This is a genomic window from Streptomyces sp. NPDC050738 (assembly GCF_040654175.1).
Classification (GTDB): Bacteria; Actinomycetota; Actinomycetes; order Streptomycetales; family Streptomycetaceae; genus Streptomyces.
Genome location: NZ_JBFAHN010000017.1, coordinates 134,268 through 153,966, shown reverse-complemented (window position 1 = coordinate 153,966; position 19,699 = coordinate 134,268). Strand labels below are relative to the sequence as shown.

The window sequence follows — 19,699 nt, the reverse complement described above, 5'->3', positions numbered from 1 at the left end:
TATGGACACATCCGTTCGGACCTGAATCACCGAGGAGAGTTCCGCCCATGCCCGCTCCCCGCACCATCCTGCTCACCGGAGCCGCCGGCGGCCTCGGCACCCTGATGCGGGGGCTGCTCCCCGCGTACGGATATGAACTCCGCCTCTTCGACGTCACCCCGATCGAGGGCGAGCCCACCGCGATCTGCGCCGACCTCGCCGACAAGGAGGCGCTGCGCGAGGCGGTCAGCGGTGTCGACGCCATCATCCACCTCGCCGGAATCTCGCTGGAATCGACCTTCGACAAGATCCTCAAGGCGAACATCGAAGGCACCTACAACCTCTACGAGGCGGCCCGCGAAGCCGGCGTCGCCCGCATCGTCAACGCCTCCTCCAACCACGCGGTCGGCTACACCCCGGCCCCCCTGGACGGCGAGCCGCTGATCCCGATCGACGCCGCGCGCCGCCCGGACACGTACTACGGCCTCTCCAAGTGCTTCGGCGAGGACCTCGCCCAGCTCTACTGGGACAAGTTCGGCCAGGAGACGGTCTCGGTGCGGATCGGCTCCTGCTTCATGGAGCCGACGTCGGTGCGGATGCTCTCGGTCTGGATGAGCCCGGGCGACGGCGCCCGCCTCTTCCACGCGGCACTGACCGCCGAGGACGTACAGCACTCGGTCGTCTACGGCTCCTCCGCCAACACCCGCCTGTGGTGGGACCTCACCTCGGCGAAGGCGCTGGGCTACGAACCCCAGGACGACTCCGAGCAGTTCGCCGAGAAGATCATCGCCGAACAGGGCGAGCTCGACCGCTCGAACCCGGCCCACACCCACCTCGGCGGCCCCTTCCTCACCGACCCGCCGATCTGGCCGTACTGAGCGAGCCGACCGCTGAAACGGGCGTCAAACGGGCCCGTCCGGACACCGGGCGGGCCTCCGTCGCGCCCGGACGGGCGCACCGCTCCAGGTGGAACACCCGCCGCCCCCTCCCGACCGGTCACAAACGGGCACGATCGAGCCCGCATTCTGCCTGTTCAACCTCCGGTCCCCGGCGGTACAACTCTCCAGACGGGCCCGAACGGGCAGCGCGAGGCAGCGGCAGAGGGAGGTGCGGGTGAAGTGAGTACGGAACAGCGCCGACGCGACATCGTCCATACGGCACGGCACGCGGGCTCCGTCGACGTCGGCGAACTCGCCGTCCAGCTGGGCGTCGCCAAGGAAACCGTGCGCCGCGACCTGCGCGCCCTGGAGGACCACGGCCTCATCCGCAGGACGCACGGCGGCGCCTACCCGGTCGAGAGCGCGGGCTTCGAGACCACCCTGGACGTCCGCACCACCCTGCATGTCCCCGAGAAACGGCGGATCGCGGCCGCGGCCGCGCAGCTCCTCGAGGACGCCGAAACCGTCTTCGTCGACGAGGGCTTCACACCGCAGCTGATCGCCGAAGCCTTCCCGCACGACCGCCGGCTGACCGTCGTCACCGCCTCACTGGCGACCGCCAAGTCCCTCGCCACCGCCGAGCAGACGACCGTACTGCTCCTCGGCGGCCGGCTCAGGCCCGGCACCCTGGCCACCGTGGACCACTGGACGACCAAGATGCTCGCCGGGTTCGTCATCGACCTGGCCTTCATCGGCGCCAACGGCATCTCCCGCGAACACGGCCTCACCACACCCGACCCCGCGGTCGCCGAGGTCAAGGCACAGGCCATCAGATCGGCACGCCGCAGCGTCTTCGTCGGCGCGCACACCAAATTCGGGGCGGCCAGCTTCTGCAGGTTCGCCGCGGTCTCCACCTTCGAGGCGATCGTCACCAGCACCCTGCTCCCCTCGTCGGAGGCGCAGCGCTACTCCCTGCTGGGGCCGCAGGTCATCCGCGCCTGACCCCGTACGACCACGATCCGCACGTCAACTCACCGGCTGCAACGGGCAGTCGGCAAGGCACCGTACGCCCTCGACCAGGAGCACCTATGCGAACCCAGAGCCGCCGGAGGCCACGCGCACTGCTCGCGCTGACCGCCGCAGGGACGCTGCTCTCCCCGCTGATCACCGGTTGCTGGACAGGAGCCGGAGGCACCGGGTCCGGCTCCCACTCCATCAATGTCCTGATGGTCAACAACCCCCAGATGACCGAACTCCAGAAGCTCACGGCCGCGCACTTCACCCGCACCACCGGCATCAAGGTGAACTTCACCGTGCTGCCCGAGAACGACGTGCGCGACAAGATCAGCCAGGACTTCGCCAACCAGGCGGGCCAGTACGACGTCGCCACCCTCTCCAACTACGAGATCCCGATCTACGCCAAGAACGGCTGGCTCCACGAACTCGGTACGTACGCGGCGAAGGACCCCGCCTTCGACCAGCAGGACATCCTGCCCCCGCTCAGCCAGTCCCTCACCGCCGCCGACGGGAAGCTCTACGGCGAACCGTTCTACGGCGAGTCGTCCTTCCTCATGTACCGCAAGGACGTGTTCGCCGCGAAGAACCTGACCATGCCGGCCCACCCCACCTGGCAGCAGGTCGCCGACCTCGCCGCGCAGGCGGACGGCGCGCAGTCCGGGATGCGGGGCATCTGCCTGCGCGGACTGCCCGGCTGGGGCGAGCTGATGGCCCCGCTCACCACCGTCGTCAACACCTTCGGCGGCACCTGGTTCGACAAGGACTGGAAGGCCCGCCTGGACTCCCCTGCCTTCAAGGAGGCCACCGACTTCTACGTCCAACTGGTGCGTGAGCACGGCGAGTCGGGGGCGGCCCAGTCCGGATTCGCCGAGTGCCTCAACAACCTCACCCAGTCCAAGACGGCCATGTGGTACGACGCGACCTCGGCCGCCGGACTCCTCGAGGCGTCGGGCTCCCCGGTGAAGGGGAAGATCGGTTACGCCCCCGCCCCGGTGGACAGGACGACGAACTCGGGGTGGCTCTACACCTGGGCCTGGGGCCTGCAGAAGACCTCCCACAACCCCGACGACGCCTGGAAGTTCATCTCCTGGGCGTCGAGCAAGGGCTACGAGAACCTGGTGGGCTCCACCAGTGGCTGGGCCAACGTCCCTGCGGGCAAGCGCACTTCGACGTACGAGAACCCCGCCTACCGCAAGGAGGCGGCGACCTTCGCCGACATCACCCGGGCCGCCATCGCCGACGCCAGGCCGCGCGATCCGGGGGTGCAGCCGCGCCCCGCGCCCGGCATCCAGTTCGTCGGCATCCCCGAGTTCACCGACCTCGGCACCAAGGTCTCCCAGGAGATCAGCGCGGCCATCGCGGGACGCCAGTCCGTGGCGAAGGCCCTGAGGAATTCCCAGCGGCTCGCAGCGAAGATCGCGAAGGAGTACAAGGGCCGATGACCGCCACCAGCGTCCCCGCATCCACGACCGCAAGGACCACCGCGTCCGCCCGCCCGCCCAGCGCCCGTATGCGCGCCTGGGCGACCCGCGCCCCGCTGCTCCCCGCACTGATCTTCATGATCGCGGTCACCCAACTGCCCTTCGTGGCAACGGTGGTGATCTCCTTCTTCAACTGGAACTCGCTCTACCCCAAGGCCCGCAGCTTCACCGGTTTCGCCAACTACCAAGAGGTCCTCACCGACCCGGACCTGCGCAAGTCGGTCCTGACGACCGTCATCCTGACGGCGGCGGTGGTCCTGACCAGCCTGGTCGTCGGCCTGGGTCTGGCGCTCCTCCTGGACCGCAGCTTCAAGGGCCGGGGCATCGTCCGCACGATGCTGATCGCCCCGTTCCTGGTGGTGCCGGTGGCGGCCGCGCTGCTGTGGAAGCACGTCCTCTACAACCCTGAGTACGGCCTGCTCAACGGCGTACTGCACTGGGTCGGAGGCGACGGCGCACCCCAGCGCGACTGGGTCTCCGCCAACCCGCTCATGGCGGTCGAGGCGTCCCTGGTGTGGCAGTGGACCCCGTTCATGATGCTGATCCTGCTGGCCGGCCTGCAGAGCCGCTCCCCCGAACTCATCGAAGCGGCCAGGATCGACGGCGCGGGCACCTGGCAGGTCTTCCGCTACCTCACCCTCCCCCACCTGCGCCGCTACCTCGAACTGGGCGCCCTGCTCGGCTCGATCTACATCGTGCAGAACTTCGACGCCGTCTTCACCATCACCTCGGGCGGCCTGGGCACGGCAAACCTCCCGTACACCGTCTACCAGTCCTTCTACCAGGCCCACGAGAACGGTCTGGCGTCGGCCGCCGGCGTCCTGGTCGTCATCGGCACGATCATCATCGCGACCTTCGCACTCCGCGTGGTCTCGTCCCTCTTCAGCGAGGAGGCGTCCCGCTCATGAAGTCCCTCCACCTCCCCCTCCGCCTCCACCGCGGTGCGGCGCTCGGCCTGCTGGCCTGGCTGCTGGGCATCCTCTTCTTCCTCCCCATCGCCTGGATGGCCCTCACCTCCTTCCACTCCGAGGCGAACGCGGCGACGAACCCCCCGTCGCTCACCGCCCCGCTCACCCTCGACAGCTACCGCGAGTTCTTCGGCGCGGGCGGCGGCGCCAGCCCCTGGCCGGCCCTTGCCAACTCCCTTGTCGCGTCGGGAGCTTCGACGCTACTGGTGCTGGTCCTGGCGCTCCCGGCGGCGTACGCACTCTCGATCCGCCCGGTGAAGAAGTGGACGGACGTCCTCTTCTTCTTCCTCTCCACCAAGATGCTGCCCGTGGTGGCGGGCCTCCTGCCCCTCTACCTCTTCGCCAAGAACACCGGCATGCTCGACAACATCTGGATGCTGGTCATCCTCTACACCTCGATGAACCTGCCGATCGCGGTATGGATGATGCAGTCCTTCCTCGCCGAGGTGCCCGTCGCGATCATCGAAGCGGCCCGGGTGGACGGCGCCCGCCTCCCCACCGTCCTGACCCGCATCGTCGCCCCGATCGCGGCCCCCGGCATCGCGGCAACAGCCCTGATCTGCTTCATCTTCAGCTGGAACGAGCTGCTCTTCGCCCGGGTGCTGACCGGCGTGGTCGCCCAGACCGCCCCCGTCTTCCTGACCGGCTTCATCACCAGCCAGGGCCTGTTCCTGGCCAAGGTGTGCGCCGCGTCGCTCGCCATCTCCCTGCCGGTGCTCGCCGCAGGTTTCGCCGCCCAGGACAAGCTGGTCCAGGGCCTCTCTCTGGGAGCCGTCAAATGAAGGCCGCCATCATCGAATCCGTCGGCAAGGTCGTCTACGGAGAAGTCCCCGACCCCACCCCGGGACCGCGCGATGTCGTGGTGGAGGTGGCCGCCTGCGGCCTGTGCGGCACCGATCTCCACATCCTCCAGGGGGAGTTCGCTCCCACCCTCCCGGTGGTCCCCGGCCATGAGTTCGCCGGCAGGGTGGTCGCACTCGGGTCGGAGGTGACGTCACTCGCCCTGGACGACCGGGTGGCGGTGGACCCTTCGCTGTACTGCTACGAGTGCCGCTACTGCCGCCTGGGCCACAACAACATGTGCGAGCGCTGGGCGGCGATCGGGGTGACGACGGCCGGCGGGGCGGCCGAGTACGCGGTGGCCCCCGCGGCCAACTGCGTCAGGCTGCCCGATCACATCAGCACCCAGGACGCGGCGCTGATCGAACCGCTCTCCTGCGCGGTGCGCGGCTACGACGTCCTGCGGACGCAGCTCGCCTCCCACGTGCTGATCTACGGCTCGGGGACGATGGGCCTGATGATGCTGGAGCTCGCGAAGCGCACGGGCGCGGCGAGCGTGGACGTCGTCGACCTCAACGAGGACAGGCTGACCACGGCGCGCACCCTCGGCTGCACGGCGACGGCGACCTCCGCCGAGGAGCTGTCGCGGGCCGGGGACGGCTGGAACGTGGTGATCGACGCGACGGGCAACGCGGCGGCGATCCAGGACGGCCTGAACCGGGTGGCGAAGGCGGGCACGTACCTCCAGTTCGGCGTGGCGGACTATGCGACGCGCGCCACGATCGACCCGTACAAGATCTACAACCAGGAGATCACGATCACTGGTTCCATGGCGGTCCTGCACAGCTACGAGCGGGCTGCGGAGCTCTTCGCGGCGGGCGTCCTGGACCCCGCGGTCTTCATCAGCGACCGACTGCCGCTCGCCGACTACCCGGCGGCGCTGGACCGCTTCAGCTCGGGCCTGGGCCGGAAAATAGTCGTCACCCCGGCACACTGACCGGCTACCTTCCGTGTCATGCCCAGACCACACGGATTCACCTGCAGCCAGCGCACCGACGGCACCGTGGTGATCACCCACCAGGGCCGCGCAGCGGGCACCCTGCGCGGCCCGCGGGCGGAACAGTTCCTGGCAGAGGTGGACTCGGGCGACCCGCAGCTGGTGATGGCGCGCTGGACCGGTGCGTACAAACACGGCAACGAGCGCACGGCCCGCAACCACCCCAGAAACCGCGGCTGACCTTCAAGGAACTGTAAAGACGGTCCGCTCGTTGTTCCCGGCATGACCGCAATGACCCCAGGCTCGAACATCCCGCTCCCGACCACCCGCGTCGCGGTGGACGTGTCGGCACCGGTGCGGCTCGACGTGTCGGGCCTGCTGCTCACCGCCGACGGCAAGGTGCGCAACGACGACGACTTCATCTTCTACAACCAGCCCGCAGGACCGGGCGTCACCTACCGCTCCGGCGGCGGGTCCGCCCCCGACGCGATCGTGATCGACACGGCCGCGGTCCCTGCGGGCATCGAGAAGATCGTCGTCACCGCCAGCCCCGACGCCGCGGGCCAGACCTTCCAGGGCATCGAGCCCACGGCCACGATCCGCGGCGCGGACGACGGCAGCGCGATCGCCTCGTTCACCCCGCCCCAGCTGGGCACGGAGACGGCGCTGGTCATCGTCGAGGTGTACCTGCGCAACGGCGCATGGAAGGTCCGCGCGGTGGGCCAGGGTTACGCAAACGGGCTGGCCGGTATCGCCACGGACTTCGGCGTCTCGGTGGAGGACCCGGCCCCCGCGGCCGCCACCCCGGCCCCGGTCGCCCCGCCGGTGACCGCCGCCCCGCCGGTCGCACCCCCGATGCCGCAGGCACCCCCGCCCGCCCAGCCCGCGATGCACCCCGCACCGCCCGCGCCCGCCCCGGCCGCCGCCCCCGCCCCTTCTTCCGGCAAGATCAACCTCGACAAGGGCCGGGTGAGCCTGCAGAAGAACCAGACGGTTTCCCTGGTCAAGGGCGGCCGCCCCCTCCTCACCCAGGTCAAGATGGGCCTCGGCTGGGAGCCCGCGTTCCGGGGCAAGGACATCGACCTGGACGCCTCGGTCATCGCGTACGGCCCGCAGCGCAACCACCTCGAAAGCTGCTACTTCGGCAAGCTCTCGATCCTGAACGGCGCGATCAAGCACTCCGGCGACAACCTCACGGGCGAGGGCGCGGGTGACGACGAGGTGATCGTGGTCGACCTGGGCCGCATCCCCGCCGAGGCCTCGGGCCTGGTCTTCACGGTGAACTCCTTCACGGGCCAGAAGTTCACCGAGGTGGCCAAGGCGTACTGCCGCCTGCTCGACGCGGCGACCGGCGAGGAGCTGGTCCGCTTCGACCTGACGAACACGGAGCCGCAGACGGGCGTGATCATGGCAAAACTGATCAGGCAGTTCTCCGGCGAGTGGGAGATGACGGCGGTCGGCGACTTCGTGAAGTCCCGCACGGTCCGCGGCATGGTCAAGCCGGCGGCCGGAGCGCTGTAGGAGCACGCAGAGCAGAAACCCCGAGGGGCGGCGCCCACTGAAACAGTGGACCCGCCCCTCGGGGGACGCCGTCGCGGCAGGTCAGTCGAGGCAGAACTCGTTGCCCTCGATGTCCTGCATGTTCAGGCACGACTCGTTCTCTTCGTCGGCGAGCAGCAGCTGCCCGCGGACCGCGCCGAGCGGGATCAGCCGTGCGCACTCGGCCTCGAGTGCGGCGAGGCGCGCCTCGCCCACGAGGCCGGTCCCGACCCGGACATCGAGGTGGACCCGGTTCTTGACGACCTTGCCTTCGGGGACGCGCTGGAAGTACAGCCGCGGGCCCACGCCGGAGGGGTCGGCGGCCACGCAGCCCTGGTGCTCGTACCCCAGCACCTCGGCCCAGAACTGGGCGACGCGCTCGGGGTCCGCGCAGTCGAAGGTGACCTGAACCTGCTTGATCGAAGACATCGGCCCACCATAGTGGCGCATGATCACTGGCGGTAGCCGCTGAGGAAGCGGCCGATGCGGCTGATCGCGGCGTCCAGGTCGTCGGCGTACGGGAGCGTGAGGATCCGGAAGTGGTCCGGGGTGGGCCAGTTGAAGCCCGTGCCCTGGACGACCTGGATCTTCTCGCGGAGGAGCAGGTCGAGCACGAACTTCTCGTCGTCGTGGATCTTGTGGATCTTGGGGTCGAGACGCGGGAACGCGTACAGGGCACCCTTGGGCTTCACGCAGGAGACGCCGGGGATCTCGTTGAGCTTCTCCCAAGCCTTGTCGCGCTGTTCGTGCAGTCTGCCTCCGGGAGCCGTGAGCTCGCGGATCGACTGGCGGCCGCCGAGCGCGGCCTGGATGGCGTACTGCGCCGGGGCGTTGGCGCACAGGCGCATGGAGGCGAGCATCGTCAGGCCCTCCACGAAGCTCTTCGCGTGCTGCTTGGGGCCGGTGATCAGCAGCCAGCCGGAGCGGAAGCCCGCGACGCGGTAGGTCTTGGAGAGACCGCAGAACGTGAGGACGACCAGGTCGGGGGCGAGGGCGGCGGCGCTGTGATGCACCGCGTCGTCGTACAGGATCTGGTCGTAGATCTCGTCGGCGAAGACCATCAGCCCGTGCCTGCGGGCCAGGTCGAGCATGCCCTCGACGATCTCGCGCGGATAGACGGCGCCGGTGGGGTTGTTGGGGTTGATGATGACCATGGCCTTGGTGCGGTCCGTGATCTTCGACGCCATGTCGTCGAGGTCCGGGTACCACTCCGCCTGCTCGTCGCAGAGGTAGTGGACCGCCTTGCCGCCGGCGAGGGTGGTCACCGCCGTCCAGAGCGGGAAGTCCGGGGCGGGGATGAGGACTTCGTCGCCGTCCTCGATGAGCGCCTGCATCGCCATGGAGATCAGCTCGGAGACGCCGTTGCCGAGGAAGATGTCGTCGACGGAGATGTCGGGGATCCCGAGGGCCTCGTAGCGCTGGGCGACCGCGCGGCGGGCGGAGAGGATGCCGCGGGAGTCGGTGTAGCCATGGGCCTGGGGCAGCATCCGGATCATGTCCTGGACGATCTCCTCGGGCGCCTCGAAGCCGAAGAGCGCGGGGTTGCCGGTGTTGAGGCGCAGGACGCTGTGGCCCGCCTCCTCCAGCGCGTTCGCCTGCTCGATCACCGGGCCGCGGATCTCGTAACAGACCTCGCTCAACTTGCTCGACTGGCGGAACTCCATGCCGTGGCCCTCCCAGGTCTCACTTGCGTCACTTGGTTTTACCAAGCCCGAGCTTGGAAAGTCCAACTTCTTGTTTAGACTGCGTGCCATGTCACGCCGAAGCTACGACCAGTACTGCGCCGCCGCCCGAGCCCTGGACTCCGTCGGCGACCGCTGGACCCTGCTGATCGTCCGCGAGCTCCTTGCGGGCCCGCGCCGCTACACCGACCTGCACGCCGACCTGCCCGGCGTGAGCACCGACGTGCTGGCCTCGCGGCTCAAGGACATGGAGCGCGAAGGGCTCGCGACACGGCGGAAGCTGCCTGCACCCGCCTCGGCTTTCGTGTACGAACTCACCGCACGGGGGCGGGAGTTGCTGCCCGTACTCACGGCCCTGGCCGAGTGGGGCGCACCCGCGCTGGCCGAGCGCCGGCCCACGGACGCGGTACGGGCGCACTGGTTCGCCGTGCCGCTGGCGCGGCGGCTGGAGAGCGTGGCCGGCCTGGTGGAGGTACGGCTCGACGAGGGCGTCTTCCACGTACGGACCGGGGACGGCGACCCGCTGTACGGCGAAGGACCCGCCGACCGGCCCGATGCGACGGTCACCATGGACGCGGACACCTGTCTCGGTCTCGTACAGGGCGAGTTCACGCTGGAGGAAGGCGTGCGGGACGGGCGGGTGAAGATCGAGACCGCTTGACTTCGCGTGCACGCGAACGTGCAGACTCCGGCACGCAACGGCAACTGCTGCCGCTGCGGGGGCCGATGGGGAGGACTGCGCGATGAAGCAGCGAAGCATCCGTGGGGCGGGCGAGGTCAGTGGGATCTGCCTGGGCGCGATGGGTTTCGGGACCTGGGTGGACGAGGCGACCTCGTTCGCGATCCTGGACCGGTTCCTGGAGGCGGGCGGCACGTTCATCGACACGGCGGACTGCTATGCGTTCTGGGTGGACGGGGCGAGCGGGTCGGAGAGCGAACTGCTGCTCGGGCGGTGGCTCGCCAGCCGCGGGGTGCGCGATCAGGTCGTCCTGGCGACGAAGGTCGGCGGGCTCGCGACCGGGCCGCTGGACGAGTGGCCGGGGAACGCCGAGGGACTCTCCGCGCCGGTGATACGCAAGCAGGCCGAGGCGAGTCTGCGCAATCTGGGCACCGACCGCATCGATCTGTACTACGCACACATCGAGGACCGGCGGACACCCGTGGACGAAACCATGGGCGCCTTCGGGGAGTTGGTCGACGCGGGGAAGGTACGGGCGCTGGGATGCAGCAATCTGGCCACCTGGCGGATCGAGAAGTCGCAGGCGGCGGCACTTGAGCTCGGGGCGACGCCGTACAGCGCGGTCCAGCAGCGGCTCACCTATCTGCGGCCGAGGCCCGGAGCGGACGGCGGGGTCAATCCCTTCGCCACCGACGAACTGCTCGACTACGTGCGCAACGAGCCGGAGTTGACGCTGATCGCCTACTCGCCGCAGCTCGGCGGCGCCTACTCCAACCCCGCCAAGCCGATACCGGCCGAGTACGACCACCCGGACTCGACCGCACGCCTGGCGGTGCTGCGCGAGGTGGCCGGGGAACTGGGCGCGACGGTCAACCAGGTGGTGATGGCGTGGCTGATGCAGGGGACGCCCGCGGTGCTTCCCGTGGTCGGAGCGAGCAGTGTGGCGCAGCTGGAGGAGAGTCTGGGCTCTCTCGAACTCCGTTTGGAGGGAGCGGTGTTCGAGCGATTGGGTTGCGCCACGAACGCGTGACGGATCCCACGCCCGAATGGGGGTTAACTGTCAGTGGCAGGCCGTAACCTTGTTCGTATGCCCACCACCCCTTCCGCCTCCGAGGCGAACGACGCCATCCGGCGGTTCGTCGACGCCCAGTCGGCGGACGGCGAATGGCCGGCCGAGGACTATGAAGTCCTGCTGGTCGAGTGGGCGGCGGCAATCCGCGCGAGCGGCATCGAGCCCGCCGCCTAGAGCGGCAGGGCGTCCGGCGCGTACGCGACGAAGCACCCGACACCGTCCGTTCCTGCCAGAACCGGACACCGGGGGCCGTGCAGAGCCAAATCCGGCGCAATAGTGCCTTGCCGCCCAGAGCTCCGGACAAGATCCTGATCCCGGACACAACGACGGCCGACTCCGGCCGCCGCCCTTCACCCTGAGGTCCGGCTGCGCCCGGGAACCGGCGGGGGGCATCCAGCCGCTCCACCGCTGCCGGCCACGGCCGGCAGCGGTCATCACACCCCTGCGGCGGATGCCTGCACGTGGCTCCTCCGCAAGCCTCAGGGAAGGACCACGCCCGTGGAACCGACGCCCCCGACCACCCGCTGGAACGCGCTGCGGCGCAGAGCCGCCGTCTACGCCGCAGCCCTGGCGTTCGCCGCAGGCGGCCTGACCGCGCTGGCCACCCCCGCACACGCCGACACGGCCACCCTGACCTCGGCGAACGCAACGATCAGCATCAGCCCGACCAGTGCCCCGCCCGGCGCCCTGGTCACCATCACCGTGGCGTTCACCAACCCGTACACGGATCCCTCGACGTTCCTGGCGGAGCTGTTCTCCACCGGCTCGGGCGGCCCGTTCGCCCCCGGAACCTGCACCACCGATCAGGGCTCCGCACCGGAGCTGTGCAGCGCCAACGGCCTCGACAGCGCCGACCCCAACCACCCGCACCCCATCGTGTCCTGGGGCACCTTCGGCGGAACCCGGATCCCGGCGCAGTCCGCCGGCGCGGTGACCATCAACACCACCGTGCGCGCCGACGCCCAGCCCGGCGCCTACGGGTTCGACCCCTACGGCGAGACGTACGGCGATGCCCACGGGTACGTACCGGAGTACTTCTCCCCGGACAGCGCGACGTTCACCGTCACCGCCCCGCCGACAACCGACCTCGGTGTCGCACTGACGGCGACCCCCGTTCCCCGGCTCCTCAACGGCCGTATCGACTACACGCTGACGATCACCAACAACGGCCCCGCGACCGCCACCACCGGCACCGTCAAGGCCCCGCTGCCCGCCCCGATGGGCGCCACCAGCCCTGACTGCACCGTCGCATCGGGTGCGGTGACCTGCACCGTCACCAACCTGGCCCCGGCCGCGAGCGTCACCCGGCACTTCAGCGCCCCCGTCGGCCTGCTCAGCCTCGGCACCACCTACAAGGTGACCGCCACCCGCACCGCGAGCAGCCCCGCCGACACCAACGCGGCCAACGACTCCGCCAGCCGCAGCTGCACCGCCCTGACCTCGCTCATCATCAACTGCTCCTGACAGCAGTCGTGTACGGCTCCGCCCGCTAGCCCTCGGCCCCGGGCAGCGGGTCCTGCATCACCTCATGGCGCCGGGTCCTGATCTCCGGACCCGGCCCCGGATGCAGCTTCGCGTCGCACGCGGGCCCAAGGCCCGTCCTGCGCGAGGCCTTGCCCTTCAGGGGGCGGCCGCACATACGGCACCGCACCGGGCGGCGTACGCCCTCCGGTGCGGAATCGGGCAGAAGTTCGGAATCCTGGGTCACCCGGTCAGTGTGACCGAACGGATCACTCCAGGCGCGTTGACGCCCTCCTGGATCAGGGTGAGGTAGCGGCCGATCTGCTGCGGTGTCCCGGCCCCCAGCTCGGTCGCGGTGGCCACCGCATGGGTGAGCCGAAGGAGTTCGGTGGGCTCGAGGTCGGCCCGTACGGCACCAGCCTTCTGCGCGGCCGCGAGGAGATCCGATGCCGCGTCCTTCAGGCGGCCGCTGCAGACCGAGATCACCGGCGAGGTGCCATCGGTCATCGCCTCGCCCAGGAGCGTTTTGAGGCCGCTGAGCCGGATCATCTGCTCGGCCAGGAGCTGCAGCCACTCGGCCAGCAGGTCGCCCGCGGGCCGCTCGGAGGCGATGAACTCCAGTGCCCGGTCGGTGAGTTCGTCGATGCTTTCGAGGTAGACCGCTTCGAGGAGGTCCCGCCGGGACGGGAAGTGCCGGTAGAGCGTGCCGGATCCGACCCCCGCACGCTTGGCGATGTCGTCGAGCGACGCGTCCGCGCCGCGCTCGGCGAAGGCCACGGCGGCAACTTCGAGCAGGCGGTCGTAGTTGCGGCGCGCATCGGCGCGCATCGGCTTGGGCATCGGCGAACTCCTCTGGTTCCTGGCACTCCTTGCGAAGCGGGGATGGTCTCCGTATCTTAGCGAGTGCTAACCGGAGACAGTCCCCGCTTTCCTCGCGGGCAGTAAGTGCTGCCCCCATAAAGGGAGTTGAAGATGTCCACCTCGTCCGTCGACTCAGCCGCACCACCGCAGACATCCGAAGGACCCCTCCAGCGGCCCGGAGTCGTCCTCTTCGTCATCGTCACCGCCTACCTCATGGTCGGCGTCGATTCGACTGTGGTCAATGTAGCGCTGCCCGACATCCAGCAGGACCTCCGCTTCACCCCGTCCGGGCTCTCCTGGGTCCTCAACGCCTACACCCTCGCCTTCGGCGGATTACTTCTGCTCGGCAGCCGCGTCGGCGACATCATGGGCCGCCGCCGCACCCTCACCGCGGGCGCCGCCCTCTTCGCCCTCGCCTCGCTGCTCGGCGGCCTCGCCACCGACTCGGCCTGGCTGCTGGCCGCACGCGCCCTGCAGGGCGTCGGCTCCGCACTCATCGCCCCCTCCACGCTCGCCCTGATCACCACCAACTTCGCCGAGGGCCCCAAGCGCAACCATGCGCTCTCGATCTATACCTCGATGGCCAGCATCGGCGCCTCGCTCGGCCTCGTCGTGGGCGGCATGCTCACGTCCTGGGCCTCCTGGCGCTGGGCGCTGCTCATCAACGTCCCGATCGGCGTCGGCGTCGCCCTCGCGCTCCCCCGCCTGGTCCGGGAACCTCCGCGCCATACCGGACATTTCGATGCCGCCGGGGCGCTCACCGGCACGGCGGGCATGACCGCGCTCGTCTACGGCTTCATCCGCGTCTCGGACGGCGGCTGGGGCGACTCCCAGGCGGTCACCGCGTTCTCCGCGGCCGTCGTGCTGCTCGCGCTCTTCACGTACGTGGAGAGCCGTGCGGCCCAGCCCATCGCACCCCTGCGGCTCTTCGCGCACCGCAACCGCGCGGCCGCCTACCTCAATGTCCTGCTGATCCCGGCCGGGATGTTCGGCGCCTTCTTCTTCCTCACCCAGTACGTCCAGAAAGTCCTGGGATACGGCCCCCTGCGGGCGGGCGTGTCGTTCCTGCCGCTGACCGCCGCGATGTTCGCGGTGCTCCGCTTCGTGCCCCGGCTGCTGCAGCGACACGGCCCCAAGCCGGTCCTGGTCACCGGCGCCCTGCTGATCTCCGGCTCAGCCCTCTGGCTGACACGACTGAGCCCGACCGGGAGTTACGCGGCCGGGTTGCTCGGCCCCATGCTGCTGCTGGGGCTCGGGGTGGGGATGAGTTTCATGCCGCTCAACGCGACGATCCTCGCGGGAGTGGGCACGCGGGACGCGGGCTCCGCCTCCGGCCTGCTGCAGACATTGCAGTGGCTGGGCGGGACGCTGGGTCTTTCGGTACAGGTGACGGTCTACGGCACAGCGACCCGGCATGCCACCGGATCACCTCAGGCCGTGCTGACACACGGCGCGACCAGCGCCTTTCTTGCGGGCGCACTGATCACACTCTGCACGGTTCCGGTCGCCGCCCTCGCGATCAAGGGCAGGCGATCGGACCGTAACTGACTCAGAGCTTGGTCAGCTTGGCGTAGGGGCTGAGGATCCTCCCCTGACGCCCGGAGAAATCGATGAGCACGGCGTCGTTGTCGCCCTCGATTCCAATGACTCTTCCGAGTCCGAACTGGTCATGCGAAACCCGGTCCCCCACATCGAAGATCTCGATGGGTGCGGCTGCTTGGGCCGGGCGGTTGAAGGGACTGGAGGGCAGGTGGCGCCGGGATCCGGCTGACTTAGTCATTGCTCTCAGTATGCGCCCACCGGACCCCTCACGCCATGTCCGTCCTTCCGCAGCACCTTGATCACCGGGCCCAGGGCCAGTGCGCGTCACGTCCCGCCTCGAGCAGCTGGACCATCCGGAAAGCGCTGTCCGACAGACCCCCGAAGACATGCCGTCCGGCCTTGCCCGACGGGGCGTGACCGGCCCGGTAGCCCGCCAGGTTCCAGGTGTAGACGGGCACCTGTGCGGGCACTCCTGCGGCCACGTCGCCGTGGTGACTCCAGGCCGCCTGCTCGTCCGTAACAATCAGGACTCGGTCGTGGTTTCGGTAGTGCTTGCGAACGGCTTCGGCCGTGTTGGTGCCGCCGCGGCTGCCGAAACGCTTGAGGACATTGAGGACGGATTCTCCCTTCCGGTACTTCACGGGCGCGCTGTTCGTACCGAACTCCACCAGGTCTCCTGCGGCCGCCCGGATCGCCAGCGCGGTTCCGAAAATCGCCGCCGCGTCGGCCCGGTTGAGCTGCGAGCGGGCCGAGAGCGGAGACCACATCGAGCCCGAGCGGTCGACCAGGATCAGGGTGCGGCCCGGCAGCGCCGGCACGTTGGCGAGCGAGTGGCCGAGTGCCTGCTCCAGGGGGTAGGCCCAGCGCAGCGACGGAGCGTGCTGGTACGCGGACAGATAGCGGAAGGGGAACTGCCGCGACTTCGCGACCACTTCCGGGTCGGAGATCTTGGCCGCGACCTGGGCGGCGACGGTGTCGCTGACGCCGGCCTCGTCGAAATTGCGGAGATTACGGACCAATGCCATGGCCCCCATGGACGGAATCACCGACTCCCACGCCGCCGCGTCCATCGGCCCCTGCAGCCAGCCCGCGAGGGACTCCCAGGTCATCCCGGCCGCCGCGAGACGCGCCGGCCCGTCCGGCGCGGTGACGACGGCGCGACGCTCCGCGACCGGGAGCGCCATGAGCGCCCCGTGGGCGGTCAGGGTCCGGTCGGATGCGGGTGCCACGGCGGTGTCGGGGTTGTGGCGGCGGTCGAGGGCGTAGCGGAACAGCTCGCCCTGCCAGTGCTTGGCAGGGTCGGGCGAGGCGTGCACGAGGTTGAGGACGTCGCCGAAGCGGTAGCCCTTGGAGGCGGTGTCGTACTTCAGGAGCGCCTTGCCGCTGTAGAGGCGCCGGACGGCGTCGGCGATGCCGCGCTTGACGGGCTTGGGCACGGCGCGTCCGTGGGTGGAGGTCCAGTACGCGAGGAGCTCGCCGGGCTCGTCGGGGCGCAGCAGCACGGAGGCGATCACCTGACGGTTGGACGGGCCGTCCTCGGCGCCCGCGGCAAGGCGGGCGCGTACGTACTCGGCGGCGCCGACGAGGGCCGCGGTGCGCATGTTGCCGTCGCCGCGCAGCCAGCCGAGGAGACCCGCGGTCCACTGAGGGTCCTCGACGGCGAGCCGGTGCACGAGCGCGGTGAAGCGGTCGTCGCGATCGCCTGCGGACTCGTAAAAGGTCTGCTGGGACACGAAGTTGGCGACCGCGAGGAGATAGAGCTCGGAGCGTGCGTCGCGCAGATGCCCGCGGCCGCCCTGGTGGGTACGGACCACCTGACCGGTGCTGAGCACGGGCGAGGTGGGCGGGGCGGCGTGGGCCGCGCGGGTGTTGAAGCGTGCCATAGGAATTCCCCCGAATTGCGGATAAAGCGGGCAGGGGAAGGCGTAGCGATGGAGGGTGCCCGAGATCGGGAGGCGGCGACGGTGCATGACAGCTGCTCTGAGAGCCTCTGAGCTACACCGGCCCGAAGCCGGTGACGGGACTCGAACCCGCGGCCTGCTGTTCCGGAAGGAACCGTCGCCTGCGCACCGGGCACCTCCCGATGCTGAGCCTCCCGAGGTCGAAGCACCGGGAGGTGCATGAAACTGTGGTGTCCAGAGATCGAGGTCGGCGGAACCGACAAAGGTGCTCTGACCCCTGAGCTACACCGGCACGAGTGCCGGCGACGGGACTCGAACCCGTGACCGCCCCATTATGAGTGGAAGTAGGTCCTGCCTGCGCACCTGGACGAGATTCACTGTAGGAGCGTGGTCACGCACCGCGCCAAGGGTTTTCCGGGACGGCGCAACCAAGTGCGCCCCCGCACGCGTCGCACAGATCGTCACCAGCCCGAAGGGGGCCACCGCATGGCACAGGTCGCGGGGTACCGGATCGTCGCACCGCTCGGCGGAAGCGGGGATCAGCTCGGGATCGCCCCTGACGGGGGCCACGTCGTGGTGCGTACCGTCAGTGAACGGCACGCAGCCGACCCGGAGTTCCGGGAGCACTTCCGGCGCGAGACGTCCGCCGCACGGGCCGTGAGCGGCCCGTACACCGCCAATGTCGTGGGCGCCGACGCCGACGCGCCGCGGCCGTGGGTCGCCGCCGAGTACTGCGCGGGCGTCTCGCTCTCGGAGTCGGTCGCGACGCTCGGACCGCTGGGACCCGGCGAACTGGGCACGCTGGGCACGATGGCCGCCGAGGCGCTGCGCCGGATCCACGGGGCGGGAATCCTCCACTACGGACTGAAGCCGGCCACGGTCGTCATCACCCGCAGCGGCCCCAGGATCACCGGTTTCGGCGGGTGCGGGAGCGGGGGTTCACCGGGGTTCATCGCGCCTGAACTCCTCAGCGGCGAGGGCGGTTCGGGGCCCGCAGCCGATGTGTTCGCCCTCGGTGCGCTGCTGGCGCTGGCCGCGACGGGGCGCAATCCCCATGGGGCCGGCGGTGCGCAGCAGGTGCTCTACCGGACACGTCACTCGGGGCCCGACCTGGTGGGCGTACCGGACGCGGAGTGGGCGGGCTTCCTCGCGCGCTGTCTCGCCAAGTACCCGGCGGACCGCCCGTCCGTCCCCGAGCTGGCGCAGTGGTGTGCCGCGCATGCCGGGGACGAGCCGTGGTGGGACCGGGAGCCGCTGTCGGGGATGATCCTCGGCGAGGAGGAGTACGTCGCCGAACTCGCGGCGATGGACGGCGAGTTCGGCGACGGTACGGACGGCAGCGGCTGGGACGGGATCAGCGGGGCTGGCGCTTCCACGGTCCGGTGATGGCGAGCATGATGCCCGGCACCTGGATGTTGGCGAAGAGGGTGTCCCCGTCGGGCGAGAAGGTCACGCCGGTGAACTCGCTCCACTCGGGCGCGTCCGCCGTGCCGATGTTGAGTTCGTTGCGGGCGATCGGGTAGGTCACACCGCTGTCGGTCGCCCCGAAGAGGTGGGACACGCCTTCGCCGTCCTCGGCGATGACCAGGCCGCCGTACGGCGAGACGGTGATGTTGTCGGGGCCGTCGAAGGCGCCGTCCTTGGAGGGGTCCGGGTTGACGCCCAGGAGCACCTTCAGGGTGAGGGTGCGGCGCTTCGGGTCGTAGAACCACACCTGTCCGTCGTGCTGGACGGGGCTCTCCGCGCGGGCGAACGAGGAGACGATGTACGCCCCGCCGTCGGCCCACCACATGCCTTCGAGCTTGCGCGCCCGGGTGACCTGAGTGTCGGTGAACTGCTTGCGCACGGAGACGGTCTTGGCGTCGCGGTCGGGTACGTCGACCCAGTCCACGCCGTAGACGGTGCCGATCTTGGTGGCGCGGGACAGGTCGTCCACGAAGGCGCCGCTCTGGTCGAAGACCTTCGTGGCCTGCAGGACGCCCGCGTCGTCGGCGAGGGTGCGGAGCTTGCCGCGGCCGTGGGTGAAGCCGTGCGGCGGGGTCCAACGGTAGAGCAGTCCGTTGGGGCCCGACGCGTCCTCGGTGAGGTAGAGGTGACCGCGCTTGGGGTCGACGACGACTGCCTCGTGGGCGTAACGGCCGAGCGCCTTGATGGGCTTGGGCGCCCGGTTGGCGCGCCGGTCGCGGGGGTCGACCTCGAAGACGTAGCCGTGGTCCTTGGTGAAGCCGTTCTTGCCGGCCTTGTCCTCGGTCTCCTCGCAGGTCAGCCAGGTGCCCCAAGGGGTGGATCCGCCCGCGCAGTTGGTCGCGGTGCCGGCGATGCCGACCCACTCGGCGACCTGGCCGCCGCGGTGCACCTCGACGACCGTGCAGCCACCGGCCGCAGCCGGGTCGTAGACCAGACCCTCGGCGAGCGGGACGGGGTGCGGCCAGTTGGCGCGGGCGCCGGCCAGCTCATGGTTGTTGACCAGGAGGGTGGAGCCGCGCGAGCCCGCGAAGGTGGCGGTGCCGTCGTGGTTGGAGGGAGTGGACTCGCCGGACTCCAGCGTGGTGACGCCGGTGCGGGTGATGATCCGGTACGAGAAGCCCTTGGGCAGCGCGAGGATGCCCTTGGGATCGGATATCAGTGCGCCGTAGCCGGGCGTGTGGTGGTGCCCGTGGTCGTGACCGTGGTCATGGTCGTGGTCGTTCCCGTGTCCCTCGGCGGCGAGAGCGCCGGGCGCGGTGGCCAGCGCGCCGACGGCGCCCGTGAGGGCGACTCCCGCACCGGTGAGGGCGGACTGTCTGGTGAATTCCCTGCGGCTGAGCGGCATCCCGGGTCTCCTGAAGGACTCGTACGGCGCGAACGATTGCGGGCTCACGC

21 protein-coding genes are annotated in these 19,699 nt (G+C 69.8%); 14 read left to right on the top strand and 7 right to left on the bottom strand.

Annotated elements, in window-relative coordinates; all coding sequences use genetic code 11:
- Positions 1-47: 47 nt before the first annotated feature.
- The 8 genes from AB0H78_RS32510 to AB0H78_RS32475 all read left to right on the top strand — a co-directional run bounded on the left by AB0H78_RS32510 (position 48) and on the right by AB0H78_RS32475 (position 7,621).
- Positions 48-857: an NAD(P)-dependent oxidoreductase gene (locus tag AB0H78_RS32510; protein ID WP_363238305.1), complete on the top strand. Its 810-nt coding sequence runs from the start codon at positions 48-50 to the stop codon at positions 855-857.
- Positions 858-1,097: 240 nt separating this feature from the next.
- Positions 1,098-1,859: a DeoR/GlpR family DNA-binding transcription regulator gene (locus tag AB0H78_RS32505; RefSeq protein WP_363238304.1), complete on the top strand. Its 762-nt coding sequence runs from the start codon at positions 1,098-1,100 to the stop codon at positions 1,857-1,859.
- A gap of 86 nt (positions 1,860-1,945) precedes the next feature.
- Complete coding sequence (locus AB0H78_RS32500) at positions 1,946-3,316, top strand: sugar ABC transporter substrate-binding protein (protein WP_363238303.1); 1,371 nt, start codon at positions 1,946-1,948, stop codon at positions 3,314-3,316.
- On the top strand, positions 3,313-4,263 hold the full coding sequence (locus tag AB0H78_RS32495; RefSeq protein ID WP_363238301.1) for a sugar ABC transporter permease: 951 nt from the start codon (positions 3,313-3,315) through the stop codon (positions 4,261-4,263). Before AB0H78_RS32500 ends, AB0H78_RS32495 begins: the two co-directional genes overlap by 4 nt.
- Positions 4,260-5,105 carry a carbohydrate ABC transporter permease gene (locus AB0H78_RS32490; protein WP_363238300.1) on the top strand — a complete coding sequence of 282 codons (846 nt, stop codon included), beginning with the start codon at positions 4,260-4,262 and terminating at the stop codon, positions 5,103-5,105. Before AB0H78_RS32495 ends, AB0H78_RS32490 begins: the two co-directional genes overlap by 4 nt.
- Positions 5,102-6,100 (top strand): zinc-dependent alcohol dehydrogenase family protein, encoded by a 999-nt coding sequence (locus AB0H78_RS32485; protein ID WP_363238299.1) that lies wholly within the window; start codon positions 5,102-5,104, stop codon positions 6,098-6,100. Before AB0H78_RS32490 ends, AB0H78_RS32485 begins: the two co-directional genes overlap by 4 nt.
- Positions 6,101-6,118: 18 nt before the next feature.
- Positions 6,119-6,340, top strand: coding sequence for a hypothetical protein (locus tag AB0H78_RS32480; protein WP_363238298.1), 222 nt, complete (start codon positions 6,119-6,121; stop codon positions 6,338-6,340).
- Positions 6,341-6,391: 51 nt separating this feature from the next.
- Positions 6,392-7,621, top strand: coding sequence for a TerD family protein (locus tag AB0H78_RS32475; protein ID WP_363238329.1), 1,230 nt, complete (start codon positions 6,392-6,394; stop codon positions 7,619-7,621).
- An 81-nt stretch (positions 7,622-7,702) separates the two neighbouring features.
- On the opposite strand, the gene AB0H78_RS32470 is transcribed toward AB0H78_RS32475, so the two are convergent.
- Both AB0H78_RS32470 and AB0H78_RS32465 read right to left on the bottom strand, forming a co-directional pair.
- Positions 7,703-8,068 carry a VOC family protein gene (locus AB0H78_RS32470; RefSeq protein ID WP_363238297.1) on the bottom strand — a complete coding sequence of 122 codons (366 nt, stop codon included), beginning with the start codon at positions 8,066-8,068 and terminating at the stop codon, positions 7,703-7,705.
- Positions 8,069-8,091: 23 nt separating this feature from the next.
- Positions 8,092-9,303 carry a pyridoxal phosphate-dependent aminotransferase gene (locus tag AB0H78_RS32465; RefSeq protein ID WP_363238296.1) on the bottom strand — a complete coding sequence of 404 codons (1,212 nt, stop codon included), beginning with the start codon at positions 9,301-9,303 and terminating at the stop codon, positions 8,092-8,094.
- 88 nt (positions 9,304-9,391) lie between these two features.
- Here AB0H78_RS32465 and AB0H78_RS32460 point away from each other — a divergent pair, with 88 nt between their 5' ends.
- The 4 genes from AB0H78_RS32460 to AB0H78_RS32445 all read left to right on the top strand — a co-directional run bounded on the left by AB0H78_RS32460 (position 9,392) and on the right by AB0H78_RS32445 (position 12,536).
- Positions 9,392-9,982 carry a winged helix-turn-helix transcriptional regulator gene (locus AB0H78_RS32460; RefSeq protein WP_363238295.1) on the top strand — a complete coding sequence of 197 codons (591 nt, stop codon included), beginning with the start codon at positions 9,392-9,394 and terminating at the stop codon, positions 9,980-9,982.
- A gap of 82 nt (positions 9,983-10,064) precedes the next feature.
- Positions 10,065-11,030, top strand: a complete 966-nt coding sequence (locus AB0H78_RS32455) for an aldo/keto reductase (RefSeq protein ID WP_363238294.1) — start codon at positions 10,065-10,067, stop codon at positions 11,028-11,030.
- A gap of 57 nt (positions 11,031-11,087) precedes the next feature.
- Positions 11,088-11,246 (top strand): hypothetical protein, encoded by a 159-nt coding sequence (locus tag AB0H78_RS32450; protein WP_329115506.1) that lies wholly within the window; start codon positions 11,088-11,090, stop codon positions 11,244-11,246.
- A gap of 324 nt (positions 11,247-11,570) precedes the next feature.
- On the top strand, positions 11,571-12,536 hold the full coding sequence (locus tag AB0H78_RS32445; protein WP_363238293.1) for a hypothetical protein: 966 nt from the start codon (positions 11,571-11,573) through the stop codon (positions 12,534-12,536).
- Positions 12,537-12,561: 25 nt separating this feature from the next.
- Here AB0H78_RS32445 and AB0H78_RS32440 read toward each other — a convergent pair whose 3' ends face one another.
- On the bottom strand, positions 12,562-12,780 hold the full coding sequence (locus AB0H78_RS32440; protein WP_363238292.1) for a DUF6011 domain-containing protein: 219 nt from the start codon (positions 12,778-12,780) through the stop codon (positions 12,562-12,564).
- Positions 12,777-13,373, bottom strand: a complete 597-nt coding sequence (locus AB0H78_RS32435) for a helix-turn-helix domain-containing protein (protein WP_363238291.1) — start codon at positions 13,371-13,373, stop codon at positions 12,777-12,779. The genes AB0H78_RS32440 and AB0H78_RS32435 overlap by 4 nt, the downstream gene beginning before the upstream one ends.
- Positions 13,374-13,505: 132 nt before the next feature.
- On the opposite strand from AB0H78_RS32435, the gene AB0H78_RS32430 reads away from it, so the two are divergent.
- A complete protein-coding gene (locus AB0H78_RS32430; protein WP_363238290.1) occupies positions 13,506-14,942 on the top strand; it encodes an MFS transporter in 1,437 nt (478 codons plus the stop codon).
- A 1-nt stretch (position 14,943) separates the two neighbouring features.
- Here AB0H78_RS32430 and AB0H78_RS32425 read toward each other — a convergent pair whose 3' ends face one another.
- Together AB0H78_RS32425 and AB0H78_RS32420 are read right to left on the bottom strand one after the other, a co-directional pair.
- Positions 14,944-15,174 carry a CarD family transcriptional regulator gene (locus AB0H78_RS32425; RefSeq protein WP_164267523.1) on the bottom strand — a complete coding sequence of 77 codons (231 nt, stop codon included), beginning with the start codon at positions 15,172-15,174 and terminating at the stop codon, positions 14,944-14,946.
- Between the two features lie 61 nt (positions 15,175-15,235).
- Positions 15,236-16,819 carry a TROVE domain-containing protein gene (locus tag AB0H78_RS32420; RefSeq protein WP_363238288.1) on the bottom strand — a complete coding sequence of 528 codons (1,584 nt, stop codon included), beginning with the start codon at positions 16,817-16,819 and terminating at the stop codon, positions 15,236-15,238.
- 504 nt (positions 16,820-17,323) lie between these two features.
- On the opposite strand from AB0H78_RS32420, the gene AB0H78_RS32415 reads away from it, so the two are divergent.
- Complete coding sequence (locus AB0H78_RS32415; protein ID WP_363238286.1) at positions 17,324-18,223, top strand: hypothetical protein; 900 nt, start codon at positions 17,324-17,326, stop codon at positions 18,221-18,223.
- Here AB0H78_RS32415 and AB0H78_RS32410 read toward each other — a convergent pair.
- On the bottom strand, positions 18,192-19,649 hold the full coding sequence (locus AB0H78_RS32410; protein WP_363238284.1) for an alkaline phosphatase PhoX: 1,458 nt from the start codon (positions 19,647-19,649) through the stop codon (positions 18,192-18,194). The two genes, AB0H78_RS32415 and AB0H78_RS32410, sit on opposite strands and share 32 nt — an antisense overlap.
- Between the last annotated feature and the right edge of the window lie 50 nt (positions 19,650-19,699).